The following is a 22,633-nucleotide window of genomic DNA, read 5'->3' on the forward strand; positions in this document are numbered from 1 at the left end:
AATCGGTGATTGCAACGTCACCACCGTGCCATGGCCGCTCGCCCTTCAGAGCAAGCGCCGTTCTCTCTCCAAAACTTTTTGCAGAACCTTCAGGACACTATCCTCGCAGGCTGTCGATCACCGTTGCACGAAGCCCCAGTAGCTGGGCTGTCTCCCGGGCGCGCAGCGATGGAGCCACAAACACGCCATCTGTCTTTGAAAGATGGTTTCCAAGAGCGCTCGCCAGTTCAATCGAGCGCTTTTCCAGTGGCTCGTTGAGGGGAAATCCACCCTTGCGCATTTCGTGCGTGATACCGCTGCAAACCAGCGTCAAGCGTGTTGCTCTCATCCTGTCAGAGTCTTCGTTTTCAGTTCGGTGCTACCTATCTTTCGCGGTGAAAGCCCGCGGCAACAGCCTACCTGTTAATGATTGTTTTCCTTACTGCCGCGGCTACGGAGTATTTCGGGTCCACGAAGTTTCCCAGTCGCACTATGCCGCATTGGCTGAGCAGCATATATGCGTCCCACTTGTCGAAACCGAACTCCGCGACCATCCATCGGATCAATTCGCGGTAAGCGATGCGTGTTGCATCCTCAAGGGGTCTTGCGCTGCCGATCGCCATGATGAGATCGGCGGTCTCCAGTCGAGGCCAGTCGATCGTCCAGCCTTTGATTAGATCGATACGGATGGTGACGGTCGCCGAATACTCGACCGCCACGCCACAAACCTCGCCGTCGCCCTGGCAGGCATGCGCATCACCTATGAATACGCGTGCACCCGGTGATCGCACGGGCAAGTACGTCACGCTCCCTGGCCCCATGTCCGGCAGGTCCATGTTGCCGCCGTGGTTGTCGGGCGTCAAAGAATTTATGGAATCTATTTCGGGCGAGCAACTGAGCGTCCCGATATGTGGCTTATAAGGGAGTCTGACCCGGTCGCTCCAGTAGACGTTTTCCTCGTCGAGGTTGATCTTGCGAACCACCTCGGGTAGCGGCTCGTTGAGCATGGCGGTATAGGCCGTACCGGTCAGTCCGCCGAATTCCTCGATCATGCAACAGGTGCCACGCGGGTTTTGGCCGCGCGGCACCATCGACTCGATATAGACCGCAACCGTATCGCCCTTCTCCGCCCCTTCGACCATGATCGGCCCGTTCTGAGGGTTGAGAAAAGGCATTCGCAAGAGCTGCGAAGGCTTGTCGGTTTCATGCTGAATGGCGCCCTCGAAGGCGTCCCGGGTTTCGACGACGATCCTGTCGCCGGGTGAAACCGTAAGGACGGGCTCCGAATAGGGGCCCATTGTATAGTGGAAGGTCCCTTGTCGTTCCTCCGTCAGATGATGCGTTTGGCGAGCCGAACCACGACCAACCCCGCGCGTCGCCATGATCGAGTCCGCGACCCATCGATGCGTGAAAGGAATTGCGACATCGAGCTTATTCATGTGTATTTCCTCCAAAAATAAAATGGCCGCGCGAGCGCAGCTTTCGCTAGCGTTCGCACGGCGCTGTGCGTATTCAATTCCGATATCGAGGCTCAGCCCCGCTTATTTGCGGGCGATGGATCTGCTGAGTTCGGGAATTGTCGACAAAAAGCTGTCTGCTTGTGCTTCGAGTTCCTGGCAGCATGCTTCGACGGAGATGCGCCGGCGCATGCTCTCATCCCGAATCAGGTGAAATGCAGCGTCGTCGTCGATGCCCAAAACACTCATGATGCGCAGGATCGTGTGAACCACCAGTGGTCGGCATCGAAGCCGCTCGCGCAAATCGGCGACTTCGCGCTGAAGGTCGGCACGGTCGGTATGGTTGTGGAAGGCCGTGACCAGCGCCTGAAACACGCCTTTCGAACCTATGGGAGTAGTGAGGTAAGCGCTCGGGTTTTGGCTTATGGCCCAAGCAAGTCGACCGGGTGTCTCTGATCCTATGATCGCGATAAGCGGGATCGGAGCCTCGGACCACGGGAACATGCCGTCGAACCCGTTGTCGACGTCGAAGAATACTATATCGACGGGGCCAAAATCCTTGGCCCGCGGCGGCCACTGGCATACGGCTTCGATGTTGAACCTGCGAAGTTGGCTCAGCAGGGCATCCACGTTGCCATCCGTCTTGTGGATAATCAGCGCTGTCTTGTTGCTGAAATTAGGGATCGCCTGCTTGATCACGACACGATCCTCAGCTTCGGCGGTTGTCGGTTGCCATCCGGCTGATCCTGGTCTCGAGCAGCGTCCAACATGAAAGCCGCTCCCTTCAGGGATGCGAGAAACGGATCGGGCTTGATCGGCTTTTGCGCGGCCGCAATGACGGCGAATTCCGCGCCGGCGCTCGAGATGCCGATTCGTGGTGTCAGGTAGCAGTGGTTGTTTTCCGTGTCGATGCGGATCCGTCCCTGCGGCGCATCGTAAACACAGTCGCCGAGCACGGCGAGTAGGTCGGATGCTCTCGTTGAGGCTGCGGACCGAAGGGCCAGCGCCAGCATGTGAACGGAATTGTACGAAGCTTCGGCGTCGGCCGAGGTCACCTTCTGCCGGCCGAAACGCGTTTTGTAATTTTCGACAAAGGCATGATTTTGCGGATTGTCCAGAGACTGGAAGTAGACACTGGAGGTGATGTGGCCGAGCGCTGCCGGATCGCCGATCGTGCGAAGTTCCGGTTCGGAGAGCGTGCAACTGGCTATAGGAATGGAAACGTCGGATGCGGATTGCGTACCCAGTCCCGCATCGCGAAAAGCACGAAAGAATGCGTAGCTGGATTCGCCGATAAGCGTGTTGAACACGAAATCGGGCCGCAACAGACGGATTTCCTCAACGAGCCCGGTAACTTCGGTCGATCCGACAGCCAGATAGCGCTCAGCGAGCACCTCGCCGCCAAAATTCTCGACGATTTCGCGCATGACGCGGTTGCTTTCCCAAGGCCAGATATAATCGGACCCACAGCAATAGACGCGAGCGCCGAACCCCGAGGCCATATATTGTGCCAGGGGTACTATGTGCTGGTTCGGCGATGCGCCGAGATAGACGACATTGTCGCTGCTTTCGAAGCCTTCATAGTGCGAGGGATACCAAAGCAGCGCGTCGTATTTCTCGACGACGGGCACGATCGCCTTGCGGCTGGAAGAGGTGTAGCAGCCGACGATGTGCGCAACACCGGAATTGATGATGAGATCCCGGCAGATTGAAGCATACTCAGCCGTTTCGCCTCCAGGATTTCGAACGAGTGGTGCCAGTTCGAAATCGAAGTCCGACGATCTGTTGACTTCCTCGACAGCGAGCAGCGTTCCATTGAGCATCGCCTCGCCGACTGTAGCGTACGGCCCTGTCGTGGAAAACAGCACGCCGACCGGGATTTTCGCTTTTTCGCCCAACGTAGCTACCCAAAAAAAAATAAGCCCTGACGCCTTGTAAGGCGTCAGGGCTTCGTTGCCGCGAAGGATCGTGGTGATCCCTCAATTATAGTTCAAACCGGCTAGCCGGCAAATTCGATTTAAATCGTCCGTCATATCGGCAAAAATGTCAAATTCTATTTCCCCTGACTTCTCACCACGTTGCGAATATAGGTTAAGTAACTGGTTTGTTTCATAAAAATTATGCCATTTGCTGATTTTGCCAGTTTTACGAATTTCCCATGAATAACGGTTGACAAAAAAAAATTCCTCGGCGACGCTAAATAGGAACAAGACAGCGAGCGCCCAAAAGAGGCGCAGCATGAACAGATAAAGCTCGTGACAATGCGAGCTTATGGCGATGAGGCCCGCTCACCGGTGACGGTGGCGGGCCTTTTTAGTTCTGAAAAAAGACAATGGGGAACCTGACAATGAAACCTGTCACCGCCACAGCCCTAAGCGTAGGCATCCTTGGTGCAATCTGCACCTGGGCATTTCTCTCGATCGGCACAATCCTCGTCTGGGCGGCATTCGTCGCGTGGGCCTGCTTCTTCCAATCAGGCGGCGATGATGCTGCGCTCAAGAGCACGATCGTCTCCAACATCTTCGGTTGTTTCATGGGCTGGCTAGGCGCCGTCATGATCCTCGGCCTGCCCATCGGGAACTTTGTTGGGCCCCAGATCTGGCCTGCCATGGTGGTGTTCATCACAGTCGTGATTTACATCCTCGCATCGCAGATTCCTGCTTTGGCCTCTGTTCCGGGCACGACGTTCGGCTATGCCTGTACGTTTGCGTTTCTGCTGCAGACGCCCGACCGGCTCGCCCTGCCGAAGCTGCTTTCAGCATCCTTCGATAATTCGCTGGTCGTGGTCCCGGTTTCGATGGTGGCCGGCGCTCTGTTCGGGTTTGCATCGGCCAAGCTCGCTGGTGCCTTGACCAAACCGAGTCTTGCCGTCGCCTGACTGCCGGCCGGCACGTTCGACCGGCGGCGCTCAAAAAAATTTTCAGACAACATCAATGAGGCAAGTCATGACCACCGATAACCATTCCCATGCCAACGTACTCATCCCCGAGGTCGGTCTCCGCGTGAAGGCGCTTGAATCGCTTCTCGCCGAGAAGAAGGCCATCGATCCTGCCGCGCTTGATTTGATCATTGAGACCTTCGAGACGCAGATGGGTCCGAAGAACGGCGCCAAAGTCGTCGCCAAGGCCTGGACCGATCCCAAATACAGGAATTGGCTCCTGGAAGATGGCACTGCCGCCATCAAGAGCCTCGGCTATATCGGCGTGCAGGGCGAAAACATGGTCGCCCTGGAGAATACTCCCGCGGTGCACAACGTGGTCGTTTGCACGCTTTGCTCTTGTTATCCTTGGCCGACGCTTGGCTTGCCTCCCATCTGGTTCAAGTCGGCGCCCTACCGGGCTCGGGTGGTGATCGAACCTCGAAGCGTCCTGAAGGAATTCGGCCTCGATATTGCCGACGACGTCGAGGTGCGCGTCTGGGACAGCACGGCTGAGCTTCGCTACCTGGTGCTGCCGATGCGCCCAGCCGGCACTGAAAACCTGACCGAACAAGAACTGGCTGCTCTCGTTACCCGGGATTCCATGATCGGAACCGGCGTCGCACAATCACCCTCGCACTAGCCTCTGGCAAAAGGATCAGGACCATGAATGGAATTCATGATGTCGGCGGCAAGCACGGCTTCGGCCCGGTGCTGGTTGAACAAAACGAGCCGTATTTCCATGAGGAATGGGAAGGGCGGATGCTATCGATGATGATCGCCTGCTTTGCGGCGGGCATCTACAACGTCGACCAGTTCCGGCATCCGATCGAGCGGATGGATCCTCGCCACTACCTGATGTCGAGCTACTACGAAAAGTGGCTCTGCACCGTGGAACAGAACTGCATCGATGCAGGCATCGTCACCCGCGAGGAAGTCGATGCCCGCCACGCCCAGCTCATGAAAGGAAAAGCAGCATGAACATGCTCACCACCGATATGGTGCCTACGGTTTTGGCCACCGGAGATCCAGCGCGCGTCGATGTCGAGGTCGCACCGAAGTTCAAGGCCGGAGACAAGGTTACGGTCGTCAACCTGAACCAGGTCGCGCACAACCGCCTGCCGGCCTACATCAGGGGCAAGGTCGGTACCGTCACCTTCGATCACGGCGTGTTCGTTTTCCCCGATACGAGCGCCCACCGCCAGGGACCCAAGCCGCAGCACGTCTACACGGTGGTGTTCACGGCTCGCGAGCTGTGGGGCGATGCCGGCCATCCGCGGGACCGGATGTATGTCGACGCCTGGGATGACTACCTCGAGGGCGCCGACTAGCGCTCCGCCCAACTGCTCACCGCCTCGGCTTCGTTAGGATTTTCCCATGAACCAGAATAGCAGTCTCGATCAGCTTCCCGGTCTTCCGCGCAATGAAGCCGGACCACTGTTTGCCGAGCCTTGGCAGCTCACCGCCTTCGGGATCGTGCTCCAACTTCACAACAATGGCCACTTCCAATGGCGTGAGTGGGTGAACTACATCAGCGCGGAAATCGAACTCGGCAAAACCTATGGCCTCGATCCGGAAGACCATAATGGGATCTACTATCATCAATGGCTTGCCGCGCTTGAGAAATTGGTGACCGACAAGAAGCTGTCAAGCTTCGATGAGCTGATGGCGCGCAAGGAACAATGGCGTCATGCCGACGAGCATCGCGGCTTTGGCGAACCGCTTAGCCTGGATGGTCATGGTCATTCGCATCATCACCACCATCATCATCACGATCATGCTCATGCTCATGCTCATGCTCATGACGACGATCACAGTTGCCGCGCGCCAGCGACAAGGCTTGCGTGACCCACAAGCCGGCAGCAGCCGCAATCGCAAAATGAGGGCGAACGAGATTTCGTCGCGAGTCCATCCAATGAACACTCTTGAGGAGAACATTCATGTCCGAAATCGCTCTTAAACCCGTTGCCCTGCCGGCACCCATCCCGGTCCAGGAGCTTCTGCCCTGGGCCGTCTTTGGCGGGCTCATGCTAATGCTGGCGATCTATTTCATCGGTGCCGAAGAAGGCGCGACGTCGCTGATCCGTGGCATGTACGTCCACGAATTCGTCCACGACGGCCGCCATCTGCTCGGCTTTCCCTGCCACTAATAAAGGATCAACATCATGGTTGGCAGTCTTTTGCTGCGCGGCATGCTGGTCGGGATCATGGCCGGCCTGTTGGCGTTCGGTTTTGCCCGTGTGTTCGGCGAGCCGCAGGTGGATCACGCGATCGCTTTCGAGGAACATCAGGCGCGGGCCGCGGGCGAGGCACCGGAGCCCGAACTCGTCAGTCGCTCCACACAGGCCGGCATCGGCCTGCTGACCGGCATTCTCGTCTATGGCGCGTCCATTGGCGGCCTTTTCGCGCTGGTCTTCTCCTATGTCCAGGGAAGGGTCAGCGGCTTTGGACCGCGAGGCACGGCAGCGCTGATCGCGCTGGCCGGATTCGTCGCGATCATCCTGGTGCCGCAGTTCAAATATCCTGCCAATCCGCCTTCAGTGGGCGATCCCGAAACTATCCAGGCGCGCACCCAACTCTTCTTTGTACTGCTGATCGTGTCTGTCTTGGCGGCAGTGGCCTCGATCGGCCTCGCCAAACGCCTAGCGTCGCAGTACGGGATTTGGACTTCCTGGATAGCGGCGGTAGCTGCCTATCTCGTCGTGATGGCGATTGCCGAATATGCGCTGCCGCCGATCAACGAAGTGCCTGAGCAGTTTTCCGTTGTTGTATTGTGGGATTTCCGCCTTGCGGGGCTCGGTATCCAGACGGTTCTGTGGACTGCGATCGGCGTGCTGTTCGGAGCGGTCGCCGAACGCAGGATGGCCTATCGCGATGACGGTCGCCCGGTGCCGAACGCAGCTGCTCGCTAGGCCATTCCATGACGGCGCACAGCATCCGGATGTCTACGCGCGCCGCGTCATGGTGGTTCTGTCTTTCTCTGCTCTCGATGATGGCGGGATCGGCGCAGGCGCATGGGCAGAAATCGGACCTGAACAGCTCAGGTCTACAAATACCCGCATTGACACACGGCCAGATGGCCGTGATCGCTGACTATCGCAGCGAAATTCTCGACCTGGCGGCCAAACAAAACCGCACGGACGAAACGTTTCGCAGGCTGTTGAACTTCGCCAACCTGCAGTATGCCGCCTGTCTTTGGGGCTGATGCCCGGCAGCATTGGAGATGAGACAAGCCCCTTCAATGAATGCAGCCATGCCTATCTGTCAGCGATGCAGGCAGCGCTGACGCATCTGCGCGAGATGTCGGCAGATAAACCGGCCGTCGAGGCGCTGATATCACGGATCGACGCAGACATGGTGCTGAACCGCGCGTCGTTCGTCATGTGTCAGTTCAGCGGCGAGACCTTCAATACGGCCTCGCCGGTCATTCCGGACTGGCGGGACATTCCCTTCCACCTGCCCAGCCTGATTGCGGTAGGAATTGCCTTTGTAGCGACGATGGCAGGCCTTCTTGCCGTCCTGTTCCCAACGCGCACCTTGAGGCGACAGGTTGGGGGAACAGACCGGAACCCCATTCCCGGGGACGTCTGAACACCGAAACCTGAAGAACGAATGAGACGACGCTGGTCGAGCGCTCTCTGCCGGCCAACGCGAAGTCTTGTCCGCTTCGCACTCGCCATTACCCAAATGCCGACATTTCCAAAGGAGAAAGACCGTGCCCGTAGACGTGAAATACACCACGACAGCTACCGCCACCGGGTGAACCGCCCCGGGTTTGCCGGAGGCCATTTGGTTTGAGTCATGCAGCCATGCGGCGAGCGAAGAAATTGAACACCCTCTTCCTACTCATGGCGCAATATGAGGGACGCATGATTGTCCCCGCTGAGACCGTGTGCAAGGATTATTTTTCCCACCTGACGCTCACCAAGTTCTTACGCAAAGTGAGCATTGGAGAAATTGAGCTTCCGCTAACCAGAGCAGAAAGAAGCCAGAAGAGTGCCAAAGGCGTTCATCTCCAAGACCTGGCTTCATACCTCGATAAGCGGCGTGAAATCGCACTGTCTGAAGTGCGCGCCTTCCGACGTAGCTAGCGCGCCCGTGGCCTCTTTGCGCTTGGAGTTCAGCAATCCCTAGATCACCGACAGGATGCTACCTCCCGTCGCCCATTCGTGCCCCCTTCCCCGAAATGCGCCCGCTTTCGCCCAAGCGCTCCGGAACGAGTACAACAACAGTACAACTCTGAGGAATTGATACCTCTTAGTTGTTGAATATACGTTGGTTTTCGCGACGTCCGTCCAGTCCATCATCGGAGCAACGGCTAATTTTCTATATTTTTCAATCATTTATCCACTGTTTTTAAACCACGCTGAGATTGGACAGACTGACATTGCCGGCCTGTATGATATGTGACTCATTTCATTCTATTTTTCAAAGCGTAACCATCAATGTCCCTCAGCACCGCTTTTCTGCTGATGGCACAATACAATGGTAAGGCCATCATTCCGCTCGATGAGGTCCGTCGCGATTTCTTTTCGCACCTGACGCTCCCGAAATTTCTTCGCAAGCTCAGTTCAGGCGACATCGCCCTGCCGCTCATGCGAATAGAAACAAGTCAGAAATGCGCCAAGGGTGTCCATTTGCAGGATTTGGCGGACTACATCGATAGGCGCAGACAGGTGGCCCAGAGGGAGCTTCCCAGATGAGCGGTTGGAGCTGAGTGCAGCTGTAGCGCTCGGCATTGCGTGCGGCGTTGGAGGCGCTTGATCGATCGCGGCAGATGATCGATTGCATGCCTTCAATCTGGGCCGTCTGTAGTATTCAATCCATCACCGGCTCGCCGAGCGTATGCATCAAGCGGTTCGCCCAGCCGAAGATGGCAGCCGACAGGACCAGGTCGAGACATTCCAGCTCGTTGAGCCCGACGTCGACAAGCGCCTGAGCGTCGGCCGCGGTCGCCTCGGGTGGCGTGGTCGACAGGTGTGCCGAGAAGTCGAATATTGCCTGGAGGTGCTCGTCGAGCGTTGCCTCAAGACCGTCGGCGAAGACAGCTTCGATGACGTCCGTCCGTTTCGTAAGGTTGTTGAACCGGGAGGCGTGCACTGCGGCGCAGTATACGCAGCGGTTGACAACGGAAGCCGCGACGGCGCCCAGCTCGCGCTCGCTGCCCGCCAGCCCGTCGCGGCCGTACATGATCAGATTAAACAGGGGTGAGCGGACCGCGAGCGACTCTGGGTCATGCGCAAGCGTGAGCACATAGGGCGAGATGCCCTTGCTAGACGGCGTCACCTGCATGGCCGCACGCTGCTCGTCGGTGGCAGTCGCGAGATCGACTGGAACCACATAGGGCTGCCAGCGCGGTATCGTGGTGGTGAAAGTGTGGACGACCTCGCTCATCGCATTCCTCCGATCAGCGTGATACCCGCAATGACGCGCACCTGGTAATTGACGAAGGCCGCGAGCTCCGAGAGCCGGACTATGTCAGCGTCGGTTACGCCAACCTCGCGCAACGCGTCCACATGGGCGCGCGTGGCCTCGCGTGGTGCGAGTGTGAGCCGATCGGCGTGACGGACGATCTCGGCGGTACGCCGGTCCGTCACGCTCGTGCCGGGGTTGGCGAGCGAGGCTGTCGTCGCTTCGTCGGCGCGGGCGACCAGGGTTTCGTAGTGGCTTGCGAGCGCCGGGCTGCGATTGAGGCGCGCCATACGGGCGGCGAGCGCGGCCCTGAGGCCATGAGACAGGCCGCCGGGTTCCCGCGGCAGTAGCACGGCATCGTGGGCCGCTTCGCTGAGGCGCAAAATCTCCGCGCGCTTCTCCATGGCTTCCGCAAGCGCGGAACCCGGCCTTACGGAGGCAAGGTTTTCGATGAGTCTCAAAACAAGCCCCTCCGTACGTCAGCAGGCATGCGACCTAGGTAGGCGCGCCGTGCCACTATGTCAAATGAGAATGATGATCCGCTCTCGATGCGAAAAATTTATCTATTTCCCATTCGCCAATTGGGAAATGTCATGCTTTACTGACATGAAGGAGAGTTGTTGATGTCCAGCATGCATTCTAACTCTTTCGATATCCGACAACTTGAAGCCTTCGCAGCGGTGATGTCCGCCGGTAGCGTGACCGGAGCGGCACGGCTGCTTGGCCGATCGCAGCCGGCGGTCACTCGGCTTATTCAGGATTTGGAAGCCGATATCGGCTATGCGCTGCTGCATCGAAGCGGACCGCGCATCAGCCCGACCGCGCGCGGTCTACTCTTTCACGCCGAGGTAGAGCGCCATCTCGCCAGCCTGGCCCACATCCGCGAACGGGCAAACGCTATCGGTCTCGATGAGCCGCCTTCGCTTACGATCGCGGCCACGCCTTCGCTTGCGGCCGGCGTCCTACCCCAAGCGATCGCGGCCGTCGCGCCAGACCTGCTTCCGCGTCATCTTCATGTGCAGGCTCTGGCGGCCGAGAACGTCGTGCAGGCCGTGCTCGCCCGCTCGGCGGACTTCGGGATAGCAAGTCTGCCTTTGGAACATCCCGGCCTCGAGGTGCACTGGATTGCCGATGCGCCGTGCGTCGTCGCTCTGAGCGTGAGCGATCCGCTTGCCGGAAACGATGTGGTGCGCCTTGCCGATCTCGCGGACCGCCGCATCATCACCCTGGCAAACCCCTATCGCCTGCGGCACCGCGTGGACGAGGCTCTTGAAAGGGCGGGCGTGACGCCGCGACGGATCATCGACGTCAACGCCTCGATGACGGCCCTCACGATGGTTAGGGCTGGACTGGGGGTTGCCATCGTCGAGCCGGCAACCGTCTGCGGCGTTCCGCTCAAGGGTATCGTGATGCGCGTGCTCGACCACACGATCCCCTTCCTGTTCGGCGCCATTTCGCCCGCCACGCTGCCGATGACGCCGACCGTCGCCGCCATGATCGACGCGGCGCGCACGGTTGCCTTGGCGATGCCTGGCTGCCGCCTGCGCGACTCGTCCGGCGACGACGCATTGGCCGACACCGTCTACGGGCAAACTTTGCTATTCGAGGAAGCGCCGTCGTGAGCGATATGTCAGGGTTTCCGACCGGTCTCGACGCCCTCGAGGCGCGCCTGCAGCAGGACCTCGCCTGGCTGGAACTGCCGGCCAAGGCCTGGGTTCCGACCCGCGTCGTCGACGGACAACGTGTAACCGATGTGGTGATCATCGGCGCCGGCATGGCCGGGCTTGTCGCCTCGGCCATGCTGAAGCGGCTCGGTGTCGCCAACCACATCGTCCTCGACAAGGCACCTGCCGGTCGAGAGGGTCCGTGGGTCACCTTTGCGCGGATGCGAACACTCCGCTCCCCGAAGCAACTGACAGGGCCTGCGATGGGACTGCCAGCGCTGACATTCCGCGCCTATTACGAAGCCTTGCATGGAGGCGACGCCTGGGTGGCGCTCGACAGGGCGCCGCGCGAGACGTGGATGGACTACCTGGTCTGGTACCGCCGCGTGCTCGACCTGCCGGTACGCAACGGGGTCACCGTCGACGCTATCCTCCCGCGCCCGGACGACATGCTCGACATCGTATGCCGTGAGGACGGCCACACCAAAACGATGATCGCCCGCCACGTGGTGCTCGCGACAGGCCGCGACGGTCTCGGCGGCCCCTTCGTTCCTCCCATCGCCGACGACATCGTGCGCGAGTTCTGGGCCCATACCGCTGACGCTATCGATTTCGCTGCACTCCGCGGTAAGCGCGTCGGCGTGGTGGGAGCCGGCGCTTCTGCGATGGACAACGCCGCCACCGCGCTCGAGGCTGGGGCGGGACGGCTCGACCTTTTCGTGCGCAGGACGGATTTGCCACGGATCAACAAGTTCACCGGCATCGGCAGCCAGGGCGTGGTGCACGGCTTCGCCGGCCTGCCCGACGACTGGAAGTGGCGCTTTCTCGACTACGCCACGCGGGCGCAGACGCCGCCCCCCCGTCCCAGCGTTCTGCGCGTCAGCGCCTTTCCGCAGGCCCATCTCCATCTGAAAAGCCCAATCACCGGGCTGGAGCAGGACGGCGATCACGTCGTGGTGACGACGCCGAACGGCCGCTATCCCGTCGACTTCCTGATCTTCGGCACCGGCTTCAAGATCGAGCTGACGAACCGGCCGGAGCTCGCCGCCGTCGCACCCTACATCCGCCTGTGGCGTGACCGCTTCCCCGCACCGGCTGACATGCCGAACGGCGAACTCGAATCCTCGCCCGATCTTGGAAACGCGTTCGAATTCCTCGAAACAGAGCCGGGTGCCTGCCCGGGGCTCTCCCGGATACACTGCTTCAACTTTCCAGCTACGCTGAGCCACGGCAAGCTCACGGGTGACATTCCTGCCATCAGCGAAGGCGCCGACCGGCTAGCGCGTGGCATTGTCAGGGCGCTCTTCGTCCCCGACCGCGAGCGCCATTTCGCCGATCTCCAAGCGTTCGACACGCCCGAGCTCCTCGGAGACGAATGGGCGGACCACGAAGCAGCGGCAGACGATGCGAGCGATGACCTGGCGCTTCCCGGACCATCTCCCGAAAGGACACCCACCAGAAATGCTTGAACTCAAAGATCTAAAGCTGTCCTACGGGAACACGCAGGTTTTGAACGGCGTCGATCTCTCTGTGAAGCGCGGAGACGTGGTGTCGATCATCGGCCCCAGCGGTACCGGCAAGACCACGCTGCTGAAGTGTATCAACTACCTGGTAAAGCCGGCGTCCGGCACCATCGCGTTCGATAAGGTCAAGATGGACTACCAGCGCCCGGACAAGACCGCGATACAGGCGATCCGGCTCCGGACGGCCATGGTCTTCCAGCAGTTCAACGTCTTCAAGAACATGACGGTCATCCAGAACGTGATGGATCCGCTGGTGGTAGTGCAGCGCAAATCCAGGGACGAGGCGCGGGCGATCGCCCTGAAGGAGCTCAATCGGGTAGGCCTCTCCGACAAGCTGGACAGCTACCCGTCCCAGCTCTCCGGTGGCCAGCTCCAGCGGACCGGCATCGCGCGGGCGCTCGCGATCAAACCAGACGTGATGCTCTTCGACGAACCCACGTCGTCGCTCGATCCCGAACTCGTCGGCGAAGTTCTTAGGGTGATCAAGGACGTCACGTCATCGGGGATCACGTCGCTTCTCGTGACCCACGAAATGCAGTTCGCGAAGAACATCTCGAACCGGATCGTCTTCATGGATCGGGGCGTCGTCGCATCTCAAGGCAGCCCGGCCGAGATCTTCGACTCGCCCTCCAACCCGCGCCTCGCGCAATTCCTCAGTACTGAACACTCACTCCAGTAGAGAAAGGATGCCTGAAATGTCTTCTATCAGATCAACTTCGCGCCGTCGGTTCGGCCTCGCCGTAGCTGGCGTCGCAATCGCCCTTGCAACCGCGGGCGCATCCCATGGCCAGGACTCCGTCCGGACCATCAAGATCGCGACTGCGGCAGAATCCAAGCCGCTGTCGTGGGGCGCGATCGGCGTCGAGCCGCAGGGGTACGAGCCCGACGTCCTGAAAGCCATCAACGCGAAACTCCCCCAGTACAAGTTCGAGATGGAAGGCGCCGCCGACATCGCTCAGGAGACGGGCCTCGCCACTGGCAAGTACGACATCGCGACCGGCGGCTACTACCGTGCGCCCGCTCGCGAAAAGCAGTTTCTTATTCCAGAGAGCCCGATTGGCGCTAGCCTGATCAAGATCTACAGCCGAAAGGACAGCGGCATCAACGAGATGAAGGATCTCGTCGGAAAGAAGATCGTACCCGTCACGGCCGGCGGCGGCATCTACAAGTTCGCCACGGCGTGGCAGGAACGGAACCCCGATTATAAGATCGAGATCACCGCTTCCAGCGCCGGCATTCCGTATCCGGATCGCCTGAAGGAGGTCCAGAACGGCAAGTACGACGCGCTGGTTCTGCCGTCCAACCTCGGCGAGCAGACGGTCATCGACCAGCAGAAGCTCGACATCAAGGCGAGCGAGCCCGTTGCCATCAACAACACCTTCGTCCTGATCCATCGCTCCGAGGAAAACAAGGCCCTCTCCGAAGACATCGACAAGGCACTGAAGGAACTCAAGGCCGACGGCACGCTCGCCAAGCTCTCGCAGAAATGGTTCGGCGAGGACATCACCACGTACATGAAGTAACGAAAGCTCGCACGAAACGAGTTCTCGGACTGCCGACGATCAAGGCTGGAACTGAAAGAAAGGAGTTGTTGCACTGTGGACCTTTCCATAATGATCCCCGAACTGCTCAAGGCGTTGCCGCTGACACTCGCGATCACGTTCACGGCCATGATCGTCGGCTTCTGCCTGGCGCTGATCGCGACCACATTCCGGGTGCGCAGAGTACCGGTGATCAGTCACCTGGCCGACCTCTACGTATCCTATGCCCGGAGCGTCCCCGTCGTCCTCCAGCTGTTCGTCGCGTTCTACGGGCTTCCATTGGTGGTCGGTCTGCTCGAAGTCGAAGATTTCGTCTCGCCCACCGTGGCTGCGATATTGGGGCTCAGCCTCTACCATGGTGGTTATCTGTCGGAGGTCATGCGGCCGGCATACCTGGCCGTCGATCGCGGCCAGCATGACGCGGCGGACAGTCTCGGATACACATTCCGTCAGAAGCTCACTCGCGTCCTCGGACCGCAGGCGGTGCACATCGCATTGCCCGGCTACGGAAACTCCATCATCTACCTGATCCACAACGTTGCGCTGGTCATGTACATCGGGGCGGCGGACGTGATGGCGACCGCGCATCTGGTCATGGAGCGAGACTACAACCAGTATCAGTTCGAAACCTATCTCGTGCTGGCGGTGATCTATGCGCTGCTGTGCCTGGCCGCGTGGCTTGTCGTGCGCTTCTTCGAACTTCGGTCCTCGAAGTTCGCACCAAGAGCGGCGCCGGCGAAGACCACCATCATGGCAAGCGTCTGATCAGGAAAGGGTCACCACATGTTCGACATTGAAGTCTTGCTCCCGGACCTGTGGAGCATTCTGGGCGCGGTGCCCATCACGCTCCTGATGGCGGTGGTGATCTTCGTCTTTTCCACGATCGTCGGTAGTCTGTTTGCGATGGTCGAATATCGCCGGATACCTGTCCTGCGGGAACTCGTCGTGGCCTACAAGGTTGCCTTCAAGGGCGTCCCGATGGTGATTGTAATCTTCCTCGCCTACTACGGCCTTCCCCCGGCACTTCAGTTCCTGGCCTCGCTTGTTGGAATAGAGTTCAACGGTCACTTGACGCCTAACTGGGTCACGCTCATCGTTGCGTTGACTGCTTGTGTCGCCGCTTTCCAGGCGGAAGTCGTGAAGGGCGCCCTGAACTCCTTTGACACCGGTCAGGCGGACGCGGCCTACTCGTTGGGCTACAAACGCAGCCAATTGTTCCGGCGGGTCATGCTTCCCCAGGTGATCGTAGCCGCAATCCCGGACCTCGCCAACTCGTTCATGGTGATCATGAAGGCGCTTTCTCTCGGATTCGCTATCGAGGTCGTTGACATCTTTGCGCAGTCCCAGTTGACCGCCGCGCTGAATTTTTACTACCTCGAAGCCTTCTTGATCGCTGTCGTCATCTACATGGTGATTGCCTATATTGTCACACATGGCGCCGACAGGGTGGAAGCAGTCCTTAGGGCGCGGACCTAAGGTAGCCTCCAACCTGTCTGCGGTCCGCGTTCATCGACCTGCTCAAGGTCGAGAGGGGCGAGTAGCAATGGCGAGAGTGCAGAGCCTCAGGTCGATGTGATCTGACAGACAGCGACACCTGCAAGTGCAAGTCCCGCCGCACCTTCGATCGTCCGGGAAACGGCACCGAACAGGCGTGGCCGGCTGTCAAAAAAATGCACCAGCCGCTCGCGAAACAGGATCGACAGAACAGCGACGGTCGACAGTGTCAGCGCCACCCCGGCCATCATCGTGACGGCAAAGAGAAGGCCCGCCACCGGAACGCCCCGCGAAATCGCGAAGGTCATCACGAACAGCGTCAGCGGGCACGGGATCAGGCCAGCCATGAAGCCGACGGCCTCGCCCTCATGCTTGTGGTGGTACCCGTGGCTTAACGCCCGCCATATCATCCACAGGCCGATAAGTCCGAGCAGCCCGCGGCTGACATTCTCCAGCAGCGGCGCGCGGCCGACGCTGCCCAAGGCGATCGAGACGAGCGGCAAGGACAGGGCGGCAATCACCACCGCGATGGTCACATGGGTTACGGAGAGCGTGATCGAGACCAGGAGGCCACGCGCCACCTTGGCATCCGAGCCGGCGAGATAGGTGGCAAGCACCGCCTTGCTGTGGCCGGGTGTGAGCGCATGCGCGGCGCCGAAGAGTATGCCCATCGGCAGGAACGCCATGAAACCCAGCCAGTCGCCGCCGGTGGACAGCAGTTTGATCTGCTCGGCCAGCGCCAGGTAGATTGTGCGCTGGAATTCGACGAGGGTCTGAAACATCAGGCGAGCCGGCCCTCACGCGCACGTCAGTTCGAGGCGGGTTGCGAAAATCTTGCCGAGATCGGTTCCGGTCGGATCGCTGAAGAACGCATCTGTCAGGCTTTGCTGGTTCTGCGCGATCGCCGTGTCCGGATCGGGAGGCACGACGGCGCGTGCGCAGCCTCGCGGCAGGCCCGCCACCGCAAGCTTGTCGTCGTCGGTGAAATCGATCGCCGTGTAGAAAGTTGGATCATAGACGCCGATGCTGACCTTGCCGGCAAGCGGCAGCGTCTCTTTCGGCTGCGTCTCGAACTGGACGACGAGCTGATTGCCTTCATAGCTTATGATGAGTTTGCCCGGCGGCGCCATTGCCGCGTCCTTGCCATCCACCGTGACCATTTGGAAATAATTGTACTCGGCCAGCGAGGCGTGGATGGTGAGAGCGACCTTATCGAGTTCCTTGGCGTCGAGGATGAGGTCGGAATTCTTGTCGAACTCCATCAGCACCGTCGAGGAGAAGAGCTCGTCGAACCGCCAAAGATGCCGCAGCGTCTCGACATCCCGATCGGTGCCGACGACTACGTCCAGCCTCGCCTCGGCAAAAACATGCGGATGAGCAGCAGCCGCGAGAGTGGAAGCGAGCAGGAGTGCCGCGCCTGCAATCGTGCCCGTCAGGCGCATTTGCGTTTCCCCTCACATATCTTTCGCTGCCGGACCTGTGGCAGCGCAAGCAGGCTAAATTGGGACGCGACCGGAAGCCCTTCAGTCATCGACGATCGAACTTGCAATGATGGCGTCCGGCGTGCCCCGACCGGCAGGCGATGTCAGATGCACGAGCTGCTTGCGATTGCCCGCGACCAGTATGAACAGCCGGGACATCTGCCTGCCCTTCCTCTCCTCGCCGATCTTCTCGGCGTCGGTGCGGTCGAAGAACCGTTTTTCAAATTCTGTGCGGTCGACATCGAAGAGTTTGACCGAGCAGGTCTGGACGGACCTGCCGTCCATGGTCGCCCTGGTCACCGCGACCATCGTTCCGGGCGGAAGGTCCTCGCCGGCGACCTGCCATCCACGGAACGCCTTCATGGCATGGACAGGAGCAAGTGCCGCACCGTCGGAGAGTGGCGTCCATCCGTGCGTCTTTGCCAATGTCTCGGTTCGTTCGAAGTCGGGGCCGTGCGCCAAGCATGTTTCGTGAAACGCATCTAGCGCCCGGTCGACGCCATCGGCATGCGCAAATGGCGATGCCAGCCATGCGGCCGCGAGCGTCATGGAAAAGAAGGCCTTGGGCATTCTCCAGACTCGGTAACGAGGCAATTTGCGGATCGGATGTCGAGCCCGCAAGATAGGTCCAGACCGGCCATGCACGCAACGCGGAATGGCGGCGCCTGAGCCGATTGTGCCGCGGCGCAACGGGCGCGTCTTCCTAGGCAGCGGGCGCGCCAGAGCCGACGGCCGTCGCATGGCGCGATCAAGCTGGCCGGACCGTGTCCGTCGTTGCGCGAACATAGTTCAGGTTCATGGTCCCAACAGCGCCGATGTCGCTCACCTTGAACCCGCGCTCGGTCAACAGCGCGCCGACCGCATTCATGTCGATATGCCCGTGCCGGTGGAGCCTCGGCATTCTGGATTCGCGTCGCGGCCTGCCGAAGTCGATCAGCAGCAGCCGGCCGCCGGGCTTCAACACGCGCTTCGCTTCGCGGAAGAAGGCCGATCGAACGGTTTGCGGCAGATGATGCAGCATGAGCGTTCCGATCACGGTGTCGAAATGTCCATCCGGGAACGGGATTTCCTGAGCGGTCGCATGGACGAAGTCCATGTCGAGGCCGGCGCGGATGGCCTTGTCGCGCGCCCTCTCGGTCATCTCGGCTGACGCATCGATGCCCGTGACGCGTCCGTCCGCGCCGACAAGGTGCCTTGCAGCAATGGCGAGCGTGCCCGTTCCGCAGGCGACATCGAGCACTGCCTCCCCAGGCTGGAGCCTTGCCAGGCGCAGCATGAATTCACGGAACCGGTCCTCGCGGCCCCAAGTCAGGACGCGCGCAAGCAAGTCATAGCCTGTCGGCCTGTGCAGGACGATACCGATGCCCTTGTCGCTAGCGCCATGCGCGTCGTTCCCGGCAGGCCGCATGTGACGGAAGCCGCCCCAGAGCGCGAATGCCGCGACCGCGGCGAGGATGAGGCCGTGGAGCGCCCCCATCCACGCGCCGGCATTGAGGTAGCCGGCCCCGAATTGCAGCATGAGCAGGAAACCGGCGACCAGCGACAGTTTGACAAGCACGGCAAGCACAATGACGCGCTTTCGCGAATGCTGTCCGTTACCGGCCTGATGACCAGATTGGTGCATGTCCTTTTTGCCTCTCGTCAGTTTGCGGTGCGCTCAAAACATCATTGAGCTTCTGGACTTGGCGTATCATATTGGACACGGTGTCCGGGAATGCTGTTGCCAGACACTGGACCGCCGAATGTCCGAAACCGCACGCGGCAAGGGGCAATGACCATGAACATCGAGCGGACCGACGACAGGGGCACCATCGACCGGCGCGTCGCGCGCACGCGTGCCCTGCTGCAGGACGCGCTGATTGCCCTAATCCCCGAGCGCGGCTACGCGGCCATCACCGTCGAAGACATTTGCGAGAAGGCTAACGTCGGCAGGTCGACCTTCTACACCCACTATGCCGGCAAGGACGAACTGCGCAGCGCGACTCTGGAGGCGCATCTGCAGTCGCTCAACAGGCGCGTGTCCGCAGACGAAAAGACAGGCAACCGCCTGTTCGAATTCAGTCTGCCAATGTTCGAGCACGCGCGGGCGTTCAGGTCGCTTCACCATGCGCTGCTTTCGAGCAGCGGCGATACGATCCACGACCAATTGCGTGAACGCATACGGCGCGCCGTGCGGACGGAACTTGCCGGTGAGCGGATCGGCGACACAGGCGTGCCGATCGAATTCGCCGTCCAGTTCATATCTGGAGCATTTCTCGCGGTGCTTGCCTGGTGGATCGCCGAGGACGCCAGGCTTTCGCCGGTGCAGGTCGACGACCTGTTCCAGCGGATGGCGGGTTCAGCTCTTCCGGGTCGGTCAGACTAGCAAGTGCTTCCTAATCCGCATCATGCGCCCGTCTCGATCGTTGCAAGCTCGGGCGATATCCTTTTTGAGGCTAACGTTCCTCCGGCGGCCGAATCTTGCGGAACGTCACGAGCAGAAGGATGTCGTAGACAATTTTCAAGGCGCCCGCGATGAGCAGCGGCCAACCGAAACCGGAAACGGCAAGCAGTGAGCCGGCGAGCATGGGACTCGCCGCTGACGCGAGGCTGCGCGGGACGGCAGTGACGCTCGCTGCTGCGGCACGCTCGCCAGGCGTAACCACCGCCATCACGTAAGAGGTGCGGGTCGGCACGTCCATCTGCGACAGTGCACTCCGGATCAGCAGGAGGACGATCACCGGAGCGAGGCTGTGCATGAACGGAATAAGCAACAGGCAAAGACTCGACGGCAGATGGGTGAAAACCATCGTGTTCACCAGTCCGATCCGCTTGGAGATTTGAACCGCCACCAGATATGACACGGCTGAGAGCACGCCCGTGCAGAAGAAAATCGCGCCCGTGGCAGCCAAGGACAGGCCGAAGGTTTGATACAGCCACAGTGCCAGCAAGGACTGAACCACAAGCCCGCCCGCAAAAGCGTCCAGGCTGAAGAGTGCGGCCAGCGTGAGGACGATGGTCCGAGACTTGCGCAGGGGCTCCGCTGGCGCAGCGCTCGCATCGATCGATTCGTCCGGCAGCCGCCGATACAGGAACAATGCTCCTACCCCAAGAAGAGCATAGAGCAGGAAGGCAAGCTGCAGGGACAGCTTGATCTCCAGGCCGACAAGCTGCCGCAGGAGGTCGGGTGCCCCGGCCGCCAGAGCGCCTACAGCCCCAATAAGCGATCCGACAACGCTGTAGCGGGCAAACAGCGCGGTACGGTCGCGATCGGTGACACTGTGCGCGAGTTCCGCATGCTCCAGCGGCAGGAACACGCTGACGTCGCCGGAGGATGGGTTCAACGTTCCGACGAACGCGACCAGGAGCAGCGGCCAGAAATCATGGACGAGCGTGAAGGCAAACCCGGTCAGGATCATGAGGACAGCAGCTGCAATCAGCAGCGAGCGGCGCGAGAAATGGTGCGCGACAGCTCCAACGCCGAGCGTGAGTGCGGCCGATCCAGCCAGCGTCGCCGTCGCGAAGGTCCCGATCTCAAAAGCGTTGAAGCCGAGCGCGGCCAGATAGGCCGGAAGCAAAAGACTGACGAGCCCGTCGCCGAACGCCCGCAATCCCCTCGATGCCAGCAGATAGGTGGCCGCTGCCCCCGCGCCCGAAGGCAACAGCGCAAACCTATGCCTCGCAAGTGGTTCGAGCAAAGCGTTCGTCGGCCCCTCGGCTGTCAAAGGTGCCTCCTGCCCAGAAAATGGCTGCACGCAACGAGCAACCTAAATCGATCCTGTTGCAACGCCATAAAGCAGGCCGAGGATAGAACATGCCGCCAGCACCGGGATCATCCCGATCTTGAAACGGAACACCGCGAGCAGTGCGCCCAGCGTCAGGACCAGCGAGGGGATGTTGAGGGAGTTGAACACGGGCACGTCCAGCGTCATTCCCAGCCAGCTGACCTTGTGCAGTTCGCGAAACAGCACGTGAAGCGCGAACCATACCGCAAGGTTCAGGATCACACCGACCACTGCCGCCGTGATGGCAGACAATGCTGCTGACAGGGCTTTGTTGGTTCGCATCGTCTCCATGAAAGGTGCGCCAAGAAATATCCACAGGAAGCACGGTACGAACGTAACCCACGTCGTCAGAAGACCGCCGAGTGTTCCGGCGACCAGCGGGTTAAGCACGCCTGGCGCGCGGTACGCGCCCATGTAGCCGACAAACTGCGTGACCATGATCAGCGGGCCAGGCGTGGTCTCGGCCATGCCGAGGCCGTCCAGCATTTCTCCCGGCTTGAGCCAGCCATAGTGATCCACGCCCTGTTGCGCGACATAGGCGAGTACCGCATAGGCGCCGCCAAAGGTGACCATCGCCATTTTGGAGAAGAAGATGGCGATGTCGGTGAAGACATTGCCCTGCCCAAGAAACACCAGAAGAGCCAGGACAGGCACGAACCATAGCGCCAGAAACGCCGCTGCAATCTTCAACGACCAGCCGATGGATGGGCGTGCATGTGCTGGCACACCTTCGCCAAGTGCAGTATCTGCATCGGCGACCTGCTTGCCGCCCACTTTGCCATGCCCGTTGCCCGAGCTGAATGAGGCCCAGCCCGCTCTCCCCCCGACGAATCCGATTATACCCGCGACCAAGATGACCAGCGGAAACGGCGCGTCGAAGAAAAAGAGAGCGACGAAGGCCGCCGCCGCGAGTCCGACCATGACATTGTTCTTCAGTGCCCGCCTGCCGATCCGCAAGACCGCTTCGAGAACGATCGCGAGGACCGCCGCCTTCAGACCGAAGAAGAGGGCTTGAACGGCGCCAACGTTGCCGAAGATGGCGTAGATCCAGCTCAGAACCATGATGGCGATCGCCCCGGGCAGCACGAACAGGATTCCCGCAACGAGGCCGCCCTTGGTCTTGTGCATGAGCCAGCCGATATAGATGGCCAATTGCTGCGCCTCCGGGCCGGGCAGCAGCGTGCAGTAGTTGAGCGCATGCAGGAACCGGGTCTCGCCGATCCATCGTTTTTCCTCGACGATGATCCGGTGCATCATTGCAATCTGCCCGGCGGGACCACCAAAGCTGAGCGCGGCGACCCGAGCCCAGACGCGCGTGGCCTCGGCGAATGAAATGCCGTGGCCGGGCGTGTCGTTTGGTCGGTTTGACGCCGTCATGGTGCTCTCAGCATTGGCCATGGC

Annotated in this window: 31 protein-coding genes; 18 read left to right on the forward strand and 13 right to left on the reverse strand. The window is 60.4% G+C overall.

Annotated elements, in window-relative coordinates; all coding sequences use genetic code 11:
* Nucleotides 1-97: 97 nt before the first annotated feature.
* The 5 genes from NKI22_RS27575 to NKI22_RS27595 all read right to left on the reverse strand — a co-directional run bounded on the left by NKI22_RS27575 (nt 98) and on the right by NKI22_RS27595 (nt 3,676).
* A complete protein-coding gene (locus tag NKI22_RS27575) occupies nt 98-313 on the reverse strand; it encodes a histidine phosphatase family protein (protein ID WP_352959210.1) in 216 nt (71 codons plus the stop codon).
* Between the two features lie 82 nt (nt 314-395).
* The gene (locus NKI22_RS27580) at nt 396-1,418 is read right to left on the reverse strand and encodes an acetamidase/formamidase family protein (RefSeq protein ID WP_352815292.1); all 1,023 of its coding nucleotides are present in this window, start codon (nt 1,416-1,418) and stop codon (nt 396-398) included.
* A gap of 102 nt (nt 1,419-1,520) precedes the next feature.
* Nucleotides 1,521-2,135 (reverse strand): ANTAR domain-containing response regulator, encoded by a 615-nt coding sequence (locus NKI22_RS27585; protein ID WP_352815290.1) that lies wholly within the window; start codon nt 2,133-2,135, stop codon nt 1,521-1,523.
* Nucleotides 2,132-3,334 carry a transporter substrate-binding domain-containing protein gene (locus NKI22_RS27590; RefSeq protein ID WP_352815289.1) on the reverse strand — a complete coding sequence of 401 codons (1,203 nt, stop codon included), beginning with the start codon at nt 3,332-3,334 and terminating at the stop codon, nt 2,132-2,134. Before NKI22_RS27590 ends, NKI22_RS27585 begins: the two co-directional genes overlap by 4 nt.
* Before the next feature lie 81 nt (nt 3,335-3,415).
* Entirely contained in the window at nt 3,416-3,676 is a 261-nt protein-coding gene (locus NKI22_RS27595; RefSeq protein ID WP_352815287.1) for a hypothetical protein, read from the reverse strand.
* A gap of 107 nt (nt 3,677-3,783) precedes the next feature.
* Between NKI22_RS27595 and NKI22_RS27600 the strand changes: the two genes are divergently transcribed.
* From NKI22_RS27600 to NKI22_RS27650, 11 genes are all read left to right on the forward strand, one after another.
* Entirely contained in the window at nt 3,784-4,314 is a 531-nt protein-coding gene (locus NKI22_RS27600) for a DUF1097 domain-containing protein (RefSeq protein WP_352815285.1), read from the forward strand.
* Between the two features lie 67 nt (nt 4,315-4,381).
* Nucleotides 4,382-4,996, forward strand: a complete 615-nt coding sequence (gene nthA / locus NKI22_RS27605) for a nitrile hydratase subunit alpha (RefSeq protein ID WP_352815387.1) — start codon at nt 4,382-4,384, stop codon at nt 4,994-4,996.
* Nucleotides 4,997-5,019: 23 nt separating this feature from the next.
* Complete coding sequence (locus NKI22_RS27610; protein ID WP_352815283.1) at nt 5,020-5,334, forward strand: hypothetical protein; 315 nt, start codon at nt 5,020-5,022, stop codon at nt 5,332-5,334.
* A complete protein-coding gene (locus NKI22_RS27615; protein ID WP_352815281.1) occupies nt 5,331-5,684 on the forward strand; it encodes an SH3-like domain-containing protein in 354 nt (117 codons plus the stop codon). Before NKI22_RS27610 ends, NKI22_RS27615 begins: the two co-directional genes overlap by 4 nt.
* A 46-nt stretch (nt 5,685-5,730) precedes the next feature.
* Complete coding sequence (locus tag NKI22_RS27620; protein WP_352851623.1) at nt 5,731-6,201, forward strand: nitrile hydratase accessory protein; 471 nt, start codon at nt 5,731-5,733, stop codon at nt 6,199-6,201.
* Between the two features lie 92 nt (nt 6,202-6,293).
* Nucleotides 6,294-6,503 carry a CbtB domain-containing protein gene (locus tag NKI22_RS27625; RefSeq protein ID WP_352815277.1) on the forward strand — a complete coding sequence of 70 codons (210 nt, stop codon included), beginning with the start codon at nt 6,294-6,296 and terminating at the stop codon, nt 6,501-6,503.
* A gap of 15 nt (nt 6,504-6,518) precedes the next feature.
* The gene (locus NKI22_RS27630) at nt 6,519-7,265 is read left to right on the forward strand and encodes a CbtA family protein (protein ID WP_352815275.1); all 747 of its coding nucleotides are present in this window, start codon (nt 6,519-6,521) and stop codon (nt 7,263-7,265) included.
* Nucleotides 7,266-7,273: 8 nt separating this feature from the next.
* Nucleotides 7,274-7,558, forward strand: a complete 285-nt coding sequence (locus NKI22_RS27635) for a hypothetical protein (RefSeq protein ID WP_352851625.1) — start codon at nt 7,274-7,276, stop codon at nt 7,556-7,558.
* Complete coding sequence (locus tag NKI22_RS27640) at nt 7,558-7,944, forward strand: hypothetical protein (protein WP_352815272.1); 387 nt, start codon at nt 7,558-7,560, stop codon at nt 7,942-7,944. The genes NKI22_RS27635 and NKI22_RS27640 overlap by 1 nt, the downstream gene beginning before the upstream one ends.
* Nucleotides 7,945-8,180: 236 nt before the next feature.
* Nucleotides 8,181-8,444 carry a pyocin activator PrtN family protein gene (locus tag NKI22_RS27645; protein ID WP_352815270.1) on the forward strand — a complete coding sequence of 88 codons (264 nt, stop codon included), beginning with the start codon at nt 8,181-8,183 and terminating at the stop codon, nt 8,442-8,444.
* 354 nt (nt 8,445-8,798) lie between these two features.
* The gene (locus NKI22_RS27650; protein ID WP_352815226.1) at nt 8,799-9,056 is read left to right on the forward strand and encodes a pyocin activator PrtN family protein; all 258 of its coding nucleotides are present in this window, start codon (nt 8,799-8,801) and stop codon (nt 9,054-9,056) included.
* A 115-nt stretch (nt 9,057-9,171) separates the two neighbouring features.
* Here the strand turns inward: NKI22_RS27650 and NKI22_RS27655 are convergent, their stop codons facing one another.
* Nucleotides 9,172-9,747 carry a peroxidase-related enzyme gene (locus tag NKI22_RS27655; RefSeq protein ID WP_352815268.1) on the reverse strand — a complete coding sequence of 192 codons (576 nt, stop codon included), beginning with the start codon at nt 9,745-9,747 and terminating at the stop codon, nt 9,172-9,174.
* Complete coding sequence (locus tag NKI22_RS27660; protein ID WP_352815266.1) at nt 9,744-10,226, reverse strand: CMD domain-containing protein; 483 nt, start codon at nt 10,224-10,226, stop codon at nt 9,744-9,746. Before NKI22_RS27660 ends, NKI22_RS27655 begins: the two co-directional genes overlap by 4 nt.
* Before the next feature lie 162 nt (nt 10,227-10,388).
* Between NKI22_RS27660 and NKI22_RS27665 the strand changes: the two genes are divergently transcribed.
* The 6 genes from NKI22_RS27665 to NKI22_RS27690 all read left to right on the forward strand — a co-directional run bounded on the left by NKI22_RS27665 (nt 10,389) and on the right by NKI22_RS27690 (nt 15,969).
* Nucleotides 10,389-11,387 (forward strand): LysR family transcriptional regulator, encoded by a 999-nt coding sequence (locus NKI22_RS27665; RefSeq protein ID WP_352815264.1) that lies wholly within the window; start codon nt 10,389-10,391, stop codon nt 11,385-11,387.
* On the forward strand, nt 11,384-12,898 hold the full coding sequence (locus NKI22_RS27670; protein ID WP_352959214.1) for an NAD(P)-binding domain-containing protein: 1,515 nt from the start codon (nt 11,384-11,386) through the stop codon (nt 12,896-12,898). The genes NKI22_RS27665 and NKI22_RS27670 overlap by 4 nt, the downstream gene beginning before the upstream one ends.
* Nucleotides 12,891-13,631 carry an amino acid ABC transporter ATP-binding protein gene (locus tag NKI22_RS27675; RefSeq protein WP_352815261.1) on the forward strand — a complete coding sequence of 247 codons (741 nt, stop codon included), beginning with the start codon at nt 12,891-12,893 and terminating at the stop codon, nt 13,629-13,631. Before NKI22_RS27670 ends, NKI22_RS27675 begins: the two co-directional genes overlap by 8 nt.
* A 16-nt stretch (nt 13,632-13,647) precedes the next feature.
* A complete protein-coding gene (locus NKI22_RS27680; protein ID WP_352815259.1) occupies nt 13,648-14,475 on the forward strand; it encodes an amino acid ABC transporter substrate-binding protein in 828 nt (275 codons plus the stop codon).
* 75 nt (nt 14,476-14,550) lie between these two features.
* Nucleotides 14,551-15,258: an amino acid ABC transporter permease gene (locus tag NKI22_RS27685; protein WP_352815257.1), complete on the forward strand. Its 708-nt coding sequence runs from the start codon at nt 14,551-14,553 to the stop codon at nt 15,256-15,258.
* Nucleotides 15,259-15,276: 18 nt separating this feature from the next.
* Nucleotides 15,277-15,969 carry an amino acid ABC transporter permease gene (locus NKI22_RS27690; protein ID WP_352815256.1) on the forward strand — a complete coding sequence of 231 codons (693 nt, stop codon included), beginning with the start codon at nt 15,277-15,279 and terminating at the stop codon, nt 15,967-15,969.
* 86 nt (nt 15,970-16,055) lie between these two features.
* Here NKI22_RS27690 and NKI22_RS27695 read toward each other — a convergent pair whose 3' ends face one another.
* The 4 genes from NKI22_RS27695 to NKI22_RS27710 form a co-directional block, all read right to left on the reverse strand.
* On the reverse strand, nt 16,056-16,769 hold the full coding sequence (locus NKI22_RS27695) for a nickel/cobalt transporter (RefSeq protein ID WP_352815254.1): 714 nt from the start codon (nt 16,767-16,769) through the stop codon (nt 16,056-16,058).
* A 15-nt stretch (nt 16,770-16,784) separates the two neighbouring features.
* Nucleotides 16,785-17,429, reverse strand: a complete 645-nt coding sequence (locus NKI22_RS27700) for a DUF1007 family protein (RefSeq protein ID WP_352815252.1) — start codon at nt 17,427-17,429, stop codon at nt 16,785-16,787.
* Nucleotides 17,430-17,510: 81 nt separating this feature from the next.
* Nucleotides 17,511-18,038: a hypothetical protein gene (locus NKI22_RS27705; RefSeq protein WP_352815250.1), complete on the reverse strand. Its 528-nt coding sequence runs from the start codon at nt 18,036-18,038 to the stop codon at nt 17,511-17,513.
* Nucleotides 18,039-18,216: 178 nt separating this feature from the next.
* The gene (locus NKI22_RS27710; protein ID WP_352815249.1) at nt 18,217-19,092 is read right to left on the reverse strand and encodes a class I SAM-dependent methyltransferase; all 876 of its coding nucleotides are present in this window, start codon (nt 19,090-19,092) and stop codon (nt 18,217-18,219) included.
* A 147-nt stretch (nt 19,093-19,239) separates the two neighbouring features.
* Here NKI22_RS27710 and NKI22_RS27715 point away from each other — a divergent pair, with 147 nt between their 5' ends.
* On the forward strand, nt 19,240-19,833 hold the full coding sequence (locus NKI22_RS27715) for a TetR/AcrR family transcriptional regulator (protein WP_352815247.1): 594 nt from the start codon (nt 19,240-19,242) through the stop codon (nt 19,831-19,833).
* A 70-nt stretch (nt 19,834-19,903) separates the two neighbouring features.
* On the opposite strand, the gene NKI22_RS27720 is transcribed toward NKI22_RS27715, so the two are convergent.
* Both NKI22_RS27720 and chrA read right to left on the reverse strand, forming a co-directional pair.
* The gene (locus NKI22_RS27720; RefSeq protein WP_352815385.1) at nt 19,904-21,112 is read right to left on the reverse strand and encodes an MFS transporter; all 1,209 of its coding nucleotides are present in this window, start codon (nt 21,110-21,112) and stop codon (nt 19,904-19,906) included.
* Between the two features lie 102 nt (nt 21,113-21,214).
* Nucleotides 21,215-22,630 (reverse strand): chromate efflux transporter, encoded by a 1,416-nt coding sequence (gene chrA / locus NKI22_RS27725; RefSeq protein ID WP_352815245.1) that lies wholly within the window; start codon nt 22,628-22,630, stop codon nt 21,215-21,217.
* Nucleotides 22,631-22,633 lie beyond the last annotated feature (3 nt).

The organism is Mesorhizobium sp. M0778, assembly GCF_040320105.1.
Taxonomy (GTDB): Bacteria; Pseudomonadota; Alphaproteobacteria; order Rhizobiales; family Rhizobiaceae; genus Mesorhizobium.